At 67.6% G+C, this 10,221-nt stretch carries 10 protein-coding genes; 9 read left to right on the top strand and 1 reads right to left on the bottom strand.

The genetic code is table 11. The features are described 5' to 3' along the window. From SJ20_RS05775 to SJ20_RS05745, 7 genes are all read left to right on the top strand, one after another. Positions 1-942 (top strand): hypothetical protein (locus SJ20_RS05775; RefSeq protein ID WP_235281264.1); only part of this gene is annotated, 942 nt, incomplete at its 5' end. Between the two features lie 601 nt (positions 943-1,543). After that, complete coding sequence (locus SJ20_RS11860; RefSeq protein ID WP_131661452.1) at positions 1,544-1,798, top strand: hypothetical protein; 255 nt, start codon at positions 1,544-1,546, stop codon at positions 1,796-1,798. A gap of 278 nt (positions 1,799-2,076) precedes the next feature. Further along, the gene (locus SJ20_RS05765) at positions 2,077-2,304 is read left to right on the top strand and encodes a DUF2188 domain-containing protein (RefSeq protein WP_044659247.1); all 228 of its coding nucleotides are present in this window, start codon (positions 2,077-2,079) and stop codon (positions 2,302-2,304) included. Positions 2,305-2,439: 135 nt separating this feature from the next. Next, positions 2,440-2,784: a hypothetical protein gene (locus tag SJ20_RS05760; RefSeq protein ID WP_044659246.1), complete on the top strand. Its 345-nt coding sequence runs from the start codon at positions 2,440-2,442 to the stop codon at positions 2,782-2,784. Continuing rightward, entirely contained in the window at positions 2,781-4,700 is a 1,920-nt protein-coding gene (locus SJ20_RS05755) for a class I SAM-dependent DNA methyltransferase (protein WP_044659245.1), read from the top strand. Before SJ20_RS05760 ends, SJ20_RS05755 begins: the two co-directional genes overlap by 4 nt. Continuing rightward, on the top strand, positions 4,697-5,848 hold the full coding sequence (locus SJ20_RS05750; RefSeq protein ID WP_052833435.1) for a restriction endonuclease subunit S: 1,152 nt from the start codon (positions 4,697-4,699) through the stop codon (positions 5,846-5,848). Before SJ20_RS05755 ends, SJ20_RS05750 begins: the two co-directional genes overlap by 4 nt. Next, positions 5,848-9,213 carry a type I restriction endonuclease subunit R gene (locus tag SJ20_RS05745; protein WP_082067590.1) on the top strand — a complete coding sequence of 1,122 codons (3,366 nt, stop codon included), beginning with the start codon at positions 5,848-5,850 and terminating at the stop codon, positions 9,211-9,213. The genes SJ20_RS05750 and SJ20_RS05745 overlap by 1 nt, the downstream gene beginning before the upstream one ends. A 55-nt stretch (positions 9,214-9,268) precedes the next feature. Here SJ20_RS05745 and SJ20_RS05740 read toward each other — a convergent pair whose 3' ends face one another. Then, complete coding sequence (locus tag SJ20_RS05740) at positions 9,269-9,448, bottom strand: hypothetical protein (protein WP_131661450.1); 180 nt, start codon at positions 9,446-9,448, stop codon at positions 9,269-9,271. 3 nt (positions 9,449-9,451) lie between these two features. On the opposite strand from SJ20_RS05740, the gene SJ20_RS05735 reads away from it, so the two are divergent. Together SJ20_RS05735 and SJ20_RS05730 are read left to right on the top strand one after the other, a co-directional pair. Then, positions 9,452-9,760: a hypothetical protein gene (locus tag SJ20_RS05735; RefSeq protein ID WP_235281263.1), complete on the top strand. Its 309-nt coding sequence runs from the start codon at positions 9,452-9,454 to the stop codon at positions 9,758-9,760. Next, complete coding sequence (locus tag SJ20_RS05730) at positions 9,760-10,221, top strand: Tad domain-containing protein (RefSeq protein ID WP_044659243.1); 462 nt, start codon at positions 9,760-9,762, stop codon at positions 10,219-10,221. The genes SJ20_RS05735 and SJ20_RS05730 overlap by 1 nt, the downstream gene beginning before the upstream one ends.

Raw genomic sequence — 10,221 nt, 5'->3', positions numbered from 1 at the left:
CCACTATCCGGGACTCAACTGCATCTACTCGCCAGGAGGGCTGTCTTGAACCTGTCTATCCACGCCATGCGCGTGCTCAACTACATCCACCAGAACGGCCTCTCAGACCGCTCTGTCGACCGCTTCCCCGACGAGGTCTGCTCGGCGCTGGACTACGACGGGGTCTACGACGAGTTGCGCAGGATCGACCTGATCGTCGACGACTCGCGTCTGAACGGCCCTGACCCCATGATGATCAACCCGCGCAAGGGCGGCGACTTCCGGCGTCTGGTCAAGCGCTACCGCGACGCCGAGGTCGAGTGGCAGGTGCTGAGTTCAATCAGCCTGTGCCCCGATTCAGCCGAGTCCTACGACGCGGCCATCGGCCAAGTGGTCAACGGTGTTCCGGTCACCGAAGGCGAGGTGTACGCGGCCGCGCAGCGCCTCGTGGACGCCGGGCGCATCAAGGCCACGGCGACGTGGGACCGCGAGCTTCTTCGGCCCACCCTGACGCAGTCCGGCAGGGGGCTGCTCGAGGACGAGATGAGCACCGTCCAGATCCGCACCCGGGAGAACCTGGTGTCGAACGTCGACAACTCCTTTACCCAGACCGTCCAGACCGGCGACGGCTCGAACGTGGCCCTGGCCGGTCACCGGAGCAACGTCACCCTCACCGTCAAGAGCCAGGACCGCCCGGCGCTAGCGGACCAGCTCGGCCAGTTGCGCGAGGCACTGCGCGCTGAAGAGGGCATCAGCGACGCGGACGCGGTGCGTGACCTCGAGACGCGCCTGACCCTGCTAGAGGAGCAGGTCGAAGACGGCGACGGACATGTCCCGGCGAGCCTGCTGGACCGCTTTCAGGGCAAGGTCGTCGAGACTCTCGCTGACGAATCGGCACAGCGGGTCCTGCCGCTACTCAGCTCGATCTACGTCCTGCTGGGGTTGCCACCGCTGACCGCCTGACCGGTTCTCCACAGGCGTCTGCCACCACCGGCCGCAGGCCGCTACCGTGGACTTCGGCGCCGCTGGCCTCCCTCCAACTGGCCGGCGCGCCTGGGCCGGATGATCCCGCACCGGTCCCGCGGCCCGCATCCGTCGTGGATGCGGGCCGCGACTCGTATGCAGCGCCGGTGGAGCCTTCAAGACTCGTAGATCCCGGCTAGCAGGTCTTCCTTGTAGTGTGCCGTGCCAGTCGGGACGTGAAGGCACCATCCCGTCCCCTGGATATCCATCCGCCAGGCTGCGGGATCGCCGTACGGTACGACGACTTCGGATGAGTGGCCCGAGATGAATCTTGTTCCTGTCGGAGGTGCGGGGATTCCGTTGAACTCGACGTCGTCGAAATCTTCCAGGGGGAGCGCTCCTTTCCGCTTCATTTCGAAGCGCTCCGAGTCGCGAGGCAACAGATGGGTTTGACTCGTGGTTGTGACCACAGCGCTCTGACTCATAGCCACGACAGTAGTCGCAAAGCCGATGCGGGTGGGGCGTCCCGCTAACTGCGGTGCGCCAGGCAACACCACCGGCACACAATGAGGGCGACCCACCAGATCGAAGACGGAGCCCCATGTCCAGCATGCTGATCGCCCTCGCTCACGCCTGGGACCATGCGCTCACCACGGGCATCGCCAGCCCCAGCCTCGTGGAGTCGCTCGGGGTGGAAGGCATGGCGGAGATCGTCATGGCGATGGCCTCCGACGAGGCCCCACAGGCCGGCCCGCGGGCGGTGATGTGCGCCGCGGCCTCCTGGGGCAACTCCCGGGCGCCACCGTGGAGTTCGATGAGGTCCCCGGGGCCAGCGAGGACACCGAGCGGCACCTGACGGCGCTCGCCGGCGTCGGCCTGGCACCGAGTCGGCGGATCGACAGGCTCCGCGCGTTCACCACTCATCGTGGGCATCTGAGCCCGCCGGCCGCCCGCTCGGCCGCGCTCATGCACGCCTGGGCTTGCCGGGCTCTGGGATGGCCAGCGCAGGCGGAACGGACCCTCCAGCACCCCGACCTGACGATGCCCGTCTCTACCTGAGAGGGGACAGTCGGACCTCCTTATCGTGTCCGCGATGTGTGACAGCCTGCTCTCAGCCATCGAGAGGAGGTGAACATGGCGAACACGCCGGGCATCGACGTCTTCCACCAGGGGGACCAGTGGAAGGTCAAGCAGCGGGGCAACCAGCGCGCGACCAGTACACACGCCACCAAGGCAGAGGCGGTCTCCGCAGGCCGCTCGATCGCGCGTGACCGCGGGGCCGAGCTGACGATCAAGAACATGAACGGGCAGATCAGTCAGCGCGACTCCCACGGCCACGACTCCCATCCACCTCGCGGCTGACAGCGCAGGCAACCTGACGGCCCGCATCGTCCCTGTGGCGGTGCGGGCCGCATCTGTGCCCCCGAATCTTTGGAGTTCCGGAAGGCACCCACATAGTGTGTCTTTTAGAACCAACACCATGCCTGAAAGGCCCTCATGTCGGATCCGAGGTACGTCCCGTGCTTATGGGCGAGGGAGCCCGGCCAGTTCGGCCGGCGACTCGACGTCCGCTGGCGTGACCCGGCCACGAGCGTCGACCGATCGGAGCTGGATGCAGCTCGCCGACAGAACCTCGTCACCGTGCGGATCCGAGGCGCTCTGGATGAGCAGGGACGGACCATCCGCTGGTACGCCCAGCAGGTCGGCTGCAGCTACGACCGGATGACCCGGCTGCTGAGAGGCGAGATCGTCATGCGCCTTCAGGACATCACCGACGCCGAGCGCATCTTGCGCTTGGCCATCACCTTCACCATCGAGACGACACCTGGGAGCCCCCGATGAGCACCTCGACCGCAGTCGTCCAGGACCTGATCTGGAACACGGCGAACACGATCCTGCGCAACGTGGTGGACGAGCAGGCCTACGGCGACTACATCCTCCCGTTCACCGTCCTGCGGCGTCTGGAGTGCAAGCTCGCCCCGACCAAGCCGGAGGTGCTCGCGGCACTGAAGTCGGCCCCCGTCAGCGATGACCTGCTGGAGACCTACATCGGTGCTCGGTTCGACCTGCCCTTCTACAACTCCTCCCCGTTGGATCTGGTCAAGATCGCTAGCGTCGACGACAACGTCTACGCCTCCCTGGAGGCGTACCTCGATGGGTTCTCCCCGGCCGTGGCTGACCTGTGGGAGTCGTTCAAGTTCATGCCCAAGGCCCGCGACCTCGAGGTCGGCGGTGCCCTGTTCCAGATGGTCCAGCACTTCGCCTCCATCGACCTCTCCGACGAGGCCGTCCCGGACATGATGATGGGCGACCTCTTCGAGGACCTCATGTACCGCGCCTTCTCGCGCAAGGGAAGCGGCGCCGGCGAGTTCTACACCCCGCGCGACGCGATCCGACTGATGGTCGACATCCTCTTCGAGTCCGACGACACCGGTCTGACCAACCCGCACGAGATCCGCTCGATCTACGACCCCACCGCGGGCACCGCGGGGATGCTTCTGGTCGCCAAGAAGGCCTTGGAAGAGCTCAACCCCGACATCGAGGTCACCCTGCACGGGCAGGAGCTCATGCCCGGCTCCTACGCCATCGGCAAGGCCGACCTACTGATCCAGGGCGGGGAGCCGGACGCCCTGCGCCACGGCGACACCCTGGCCCGGGACCTGTACTCCGAGCGAACCTTCGACTACGTCCTGGCCAACCCGCCGTTCGGCGGCAACTGGACGCGCTCCAAGAAGGCCGTCGTCGCCGAGGCGGCCGTCCCTGAGTCTCGCTTCTCCCACGGGCTGCCTGGGATCAAGGACGGGCAGACCCTGTTCCTATCGCACATCGCCCACAAGCTCACCCCCGCGGGCCCCAACGGTGCCGGCGGCCGTGCCTGCGTGGTCACCAACGGCTCGCCGTTGTTCTCCGACACCGCCGGCACCGGCTCCATCCGCCAGTGGCTGCTCGAGTCCGATCTCGTGGACGCGATCATCGCCCTGCCCACGTCGATGTTTTACGGCACCCAGATCGCCACGTTCGTCTGGGTCCTGGACACCAACAAGGAGCCGCGGCGCAAGGGCTACATCCAGCTCATCGACGCGACCGAGAACTACGAGCCGATGCGTAAGTCCATGGGCGACAAGCGCCGTGAGATCGCGGAGGACCATCGCCGGCAGATCGCGCGGACGTACCACGCCTTCGAGGACTCAGAGACCTCCCGCATCCTGACCGCCAAGGACTTTGCCTACCACGACGTGGTCGTCACGCGCCCGCTGCGCTACCGCGTCGAGGTGAACGAGCAGACGATCGCTGCCGCCCTTGACCACCCCACGGCCACCGGCGAGCACCGCCAGGTCGTGGCCAGCATGGCCGGCAAGCTCTACAACGAGCTGCCCACGGCCCTGCGCGCCGCGGCCAAGAGGGCCGGGCTGAAGATGCCGACGGCTCTGATCGACCACGTCTCGGGCGCCCTCGCCGTGGTCGACCCCCACGCGGAGCCGGCGGTGAACCGCCAGGGCAAGGCCCTGACCGACGGCTGGTCCATGACCGAGCGCGTCCCCTTCACCCAGGACATGGACGAGCACTTCGGCCGCGAGGTGCTCCCGTTCGCTCCCGATGTCACCTGGGACGCCCAGAACGCCCGCCTGGGCTACGAGATCCCGTTCGCCCGCATCTTCTTCAAGCCCGTGGAGCCGCGTCCCCTGGGGGAGATCGACGCAGACGTCCAGCACGTCATGGCTGACCTCATGCGCCGCTTCCAGGAGGTGAAGGCGTGACCTCTCTGCCCCTGTGGTCCCTCGCTGATCCCGTCACGACCGTGACCAAGGCCGCAGATTTCCGCGTCTCCCTCGAAGACATGGTGAGCGGGACCGGCCGACTGACGGACGGGGACTTTGCCAACTACGAGGCAGATGGAACTGGTTTCGACACTGGGGATGTCCTGTTCGGGCGTCTGCGTCCCTACCTTGCCAAGTCCTGGCGGGCTGACCGGCCTGGGACGGCCGGAGGCGACATCATCGTCATGCGTCCCACCTCCCGGGTGACCTCTAAGTTCCTCGGCTGGGTCGTCCAGTCGGAACCCTTCGTTCGCCGGGCTTCCGCAGAGACGAGGGGGGTCAAGATGCCCAGGACCGCGTGGGAGTACCTCGCGCCTGTCCCCGTGTGGACCCCCTCCCTCGAGCAGCAGCGCCGAATCGCCGACTACCTGGATGCCGAGACGGCCCAGATCGACGACATGATGGCCGAGCTCGCCTTGGTTGAGCGAGAGATCCAGTCTCGTCTTGGGCGTCAGATCGAGGAGTATCTCCAGGCGGAGCGACACATGACTCTTGGGCGAGTCGTTCGGTCCCTCAATACTGGCCCGTTTGGTACACAGGTGGGCCTGTCCGACTACGTCGACGGTGGCATTCCGCTCATCAACCCAACTCACTTGCGGGACGGGGTCATCGAACCTGACTACTCCGTCTCGGTGAGTGAGGAGAAAGCGGCCGAGCTGGCGCGGCACGCCCTGGGCCCCCACGACGTCGTGCTGGCGCGACGCGGTGATCTCGGACGGTGCGCAACGGTGCAGCAGCATCAGGCGGGCTATCTGTGTGGGACTGGTTCCCTCCGAGCCACCGTCGACGCGATGGTCGCAATGCCTGAGTTCGTAGCCCTTGCGATCCGAGGTGAGACGGCCCGATCGTTCCTCAAAGGATATTCGGTGGGCTCCACCATGGACAACCTCAATGAGGGTCTTGCCGGGAGAATCCCCATCCCCGCCATCTCTCTCCCGGAGCAGCGGCGTGTCGTGGAGGCAGTGGCAGAAGCGCGCGAAGAAACGGACGCCATGCTGGCCGACATCGCCCACCTGAAGGCCCTGCTCAGTGAGCGCCGCTCCGCGCTCATCACCGCCGTCATCACTGGAACCAAGGAGATCGCCTGATGGGACGCTCGCAGCTGCTGGAGAGGGACTTCGAGACGGCCGTCTGCCTCGGCCTAGCCGAGTCCGGCTGGCTCTACGAGGACGAGGGCTCCTCGGCCGGCTGGGACCCCGAGCTCGCCCTGCACCCGGCCGACGCCCTGTACTGGCTGGCCACCCAGTACCCCGACGAGTATGCCAAGGCTGTTGACCCGGCCCTGACCGGCGGCGGCAAGCTCGCCGCGGAGCGAAAGCTGCTGGAGTTCCTCTCCGCCGCGATCGGGCGCAAGGTGAAGGTGAACCCCACCGACGGTGCCGTCACCGCCGGCCTTCTCAAGGTCCTGCGCACCGGCTTCAAGTACACCCAGACCTCCGGGCGTACCTCGACCTTCGGCGGCATGGTTGCCTTCCGTCCTGCCAGTGCCCACCTGGTCAAGCAGACTGAGCGTGCCGAGGCCAACCGTCTGCGCGTGATCCGCCAGGTCCGCTTCGACACCACCTCCACCGAGACCATCGACCTGGTCCTGCTGGTCAATGGCGTCCCCGTGGCCACGCTGGAGCTCAAGACCGACAACGTCCAGTCCATCGAGGACGCCAAGAAGCAGTACGTCCAGGACCGTAAGCCCGCCCGCAGCCGCCGTCTGCTCGAGCCCGGTCGCTGCCTGGTCCACTTCGCCGTCTCCAACGAGGAGGTCTACATGACCACTGAGCTGGCAGGACAGGCGACCCGATTCCTGCCGTTCAACCGCGGCAACGACGGTCACGCTGGCAACCCGGTCTCGGAGAACGGCTCGGCCACCGACTACCTCTGGAGCTGGGCCCTGGAGCGGGAGCTGTTCCTGCGCATCCTCAAGGACTACGCCGTCTGGGAGCCGACCGCCTCCAGCGCCTCCGGCTTCCGCCTCGTCTTCCCCCGGTTCCACCAGCTGCGCGCCGTGGAGGCCGTGACCGGCGATGTCTCCGCCCGCGGCTCCGGCGGGTCGTACCTGATCTGGCACTCCGCCGGCTCCGGCAAGACCAAGACGATCGCCTGGCTCGCCCACCGGCTCGCGCGCCACATGGACGCGGCGGCCAACAAGACCTTCGACTCCGTCATCGTCGTCTCGGACCGCCGCGCCCTGGACGCCAACCTGCGCGAGGGCATCGGGCTCCTCCAGGCATCCGAAGGCCTCGTCGTGTCCATCACCGGCGGCCGCGGCTCCAAGTCGGCGCAGCTGCGTCAGGCCCTGAGAGAGGGCGGGCACATCATCACCTGCACCCTCCAGACGTTCCCCGAGGTCCTGGACCTGCTCGAGGGCGATGAGGACCTCTCCTCCCGGCACTGGTGTGTCATCGCCGACGAGGCCCATTCCTCTCAGTCCGGCCAGGCATCCCACGCCCTGCGCCAGATGCTCACCTCCTCCGGCGGCGTCGGCGAGGTTGATGACGGGGAGTTCACCACTGACGAGCTCCTGAGCGCCAAGGACTCCGCGCTGGCCGTGGCCGCCAACATGACGTTCATCGCGCTCACGGCCACGCCCAAGGCGAAGACCCTTCGCCTCTTCGGCACCCAGGCCCCGGGTGCTGATCGGTGGGAAGCTTTCGACACCTACACCATGGCCCAGGCGATCGAGGAGGGCTTCATCCTCGACGTGCTCAAGAACTACTCGACCTACGAGATGTTCGCGCGTGTGCGCGACGCGATGGATCGGGACGAGCTTGTGGACAAGGACGCCGCGATCACGGACATGATCCGCTTTGTGAAGCTCCACCCCACGGCCATCAGCCAGAAGGTCGAGATCGTCATCGACCACTTCCTGCGCAACGTGGCCCACCACCTGAACGGCAAGGCCAAGGCCATGGTGGTCACCGAGGGCCGCGAGGCCGCCTTCACCTGGTCCCGGGTGATGAACGAGCACATCGCCCAGCGCAACCTCGGGGACCGGCTGCGCACCCTCGTCGCCTTCTCCGGCCCCCTGGAGATCGACGGGCAGACCTTCACGGAGGCCGGCCTGAACGGGCTGTCGGATGCCGGCGCCGCCTTCAAGGCCGACGACACTTACCGGGTGATGATCGTGGCCGACAAGTACCAGACCGGCTATGACGAGCCGCGTCTGTGCGCGATGTACGTCGACAAGAACCTCAACGGCATCGCCACGGTCCAGACCCTCTCCCGCCTCAACCGGATCTACCCGGACAAGCCGTCGCCGATGATCGTGGACTTCGTGAACGACCCAGTGGACGTGCAGGCTGACTTCGCCCAGTTCTACTTCGACGCCCACATCGACACCGACGTGGACCCGAACGCGCTGCACAACCTGGCCGAGCAGCTCGACGGCGCCGGCGTCTACACGGAGGCGGAGATGGTCGCCATCTCGCAGGCCTACCTCGACAGCGCCGGTCACGAGCAGCTGCGACGTTCCATCGCCACCCCGGTGCGGCGCTGGAGCGAGGCGCTGCGTGCGGCCCGTCTGGGCCTCGACAAGGAGAAGGTCGCCGAGCTGCTCGAGTTCCGCCGCCGGCTTCGCTCCTACGAGCACGCCTGGGACTTCCTGAGCCAGATCATCGACTACCAGGACCCCAGCCTGCATCGTCGCGCGATCGTGGCGAACCTGCTCGTGCGCAATCTGATCGACAACCGCGCCGTCCTACAGGAGGACTACCTCTCCGGCCTTGAGGTCGAGGCGGTGGTGCTCGCTCCGCTGAAGCAGAACCAGGACCTCTCCGAGGAGGTGGCCACTGCGGCCGAGGATGCCCCCATGAAGCTGCCGGAGTTCGGCCGGGAGACCACCGCGGGTGAGCGCACCCCGGTGCAGGAGAAGTTCGACGAGGTCGTGCAGCGGCTCAACGACTACTTCCACAGCTTGGGCCTGCCGGAGGGCGACGACTACGGAGCAACGCTGGTGCGGCAGGTGGTGGCCAGGGCCAGCGCCGACCCTGAGGTGCGCGAGGTCATCGACGCCAATGAGCCCGGCCGCCTGCGGCAGTCCAAGAAGCTGCGCCGTGCTCTGGATCGGGCGGTCTTCAAGGTCATCGAGGCGAACAACGCGCGCATCGAGGCCCTTGTGAACGACCAGGACGCCATGGTCGCGTTCCGTGGCGGGCTGGCCGACCTGCTGGTCTTCCTCCGCCAGCCCGGCGGCGAGCAGCTCATCGCCGAGCTCACCTGGAAGGTGGACACCGAGGGTGATCTGGTCCTCTTGACCAACGTGGCCGAGAAGACCCTCCTGGACGTCGAGGTCTCGGCTGATACGGCTGCGGCCCCGGTGCGCCTGCTCGAACTCGCGGCCGGGCAGAGCGTGCGAATCGCCGCTCCGCGCCACGAGCGCCAGGGCCGCCAGGTTCAGGTCCGTTGGCGTGTGCGAGCCGGTGGCCCCGTCGAGGCCATGGACATGGCGTTGGCCGACTGACCCATCCCACAGCGAAGGCCCGCCCCCACCACTGAGGGCGGGCCTTCGCCGTCCCTCACAGCTCACGCAGGCGGATCACCCGGCGCTTGCCCTCCTCGTCGGCAGCCCCGGGCAACAACAACAGGTCGATCTCAAGGACCTGCGACAGGGCGGCGATGTCCGTCAGGCGCGCCCACTGCTGGCCGGCCATGATGCGGCGCAGGTGCCGGTCGCTGAACCCGCACCGCTGAGCCACCCAGTGCCGGCTCACCCCGCGGTCGCCGCCGCGGACCAGGCCGTCAAGGCCGTGGTCGCCGAGGCCGATCACCCCAGCGCAGGCGCCGCCCACGCCACCGTCGAGCTCACGCTCGCCGACTACGGCGTGGGCGCCGGCCAGTACGACCTGACCGTCGGCTGCGACCAGGGCGGCTGTGGCACGCTCGAACCGGGCGAGGTCGTCGCCGTGCGGGTGGACGTGGGGGTGCCCGTCCCTCTCACGCCGGCAGCGTGGTCGCTGACCCCCGTGACGGTGGGTTCCGACGCCCGCCAGACGGTGCCGAGGTTCTGATGCGCCGCCCCCTCACCGCTCGACTGGGTCACGACGACGGGCAGACCACCGTCCTCACCGTCGGCCTGTGCGCCGTGCTCGTGGCCCTCATGCTGGTCATGCTCGCGGTCACCACCGTGCAGCTGCAGCACCGTCGCCTGCAGTCGCTCGCGGACTCGGCCGCCATCGCCGGGGCAGAGGAGCTCGGCTTCCGGCTGGGGGAGGACCCGGGCGTCGTGCTCTCCGACGACGACGTCGCCGCCTCCGCCAGCGCACACCTCGCGGCCGTCGGTGCTCAGGAGGCCGTGCCCGGGCTCGGCGGGATGACCGCCCGCGTGGCCGACGACGGCACCACCGTCGTCGTCACCCTCGACGCCCGGGCCGATCTGTTCGCCATGACCGGCCCGTTCGCGGGGACACTGCCCCTGTCGGTCCCCCTCGAGGCGACGGGCAGCAGTCGCACTAGCTGTAAGAGGTCATGA

The sequence above is a fragment of the Micrococcus sp. MS-ASIII-49 genome (assembly GCF_000946635.1).
GTDB classification, from domain to species: domain Bacteria; phylum Actinomycetota; class Actinomycetes; order Actinomycetales; family Micrococcaceae; genus Micrococcus; species Micrococcus luteus.
The sequence above is the reverse complement of the archived record's forward strand: the minus strand, read 5'-3'. Positions and strand labels throughout refer to the sequence as shown.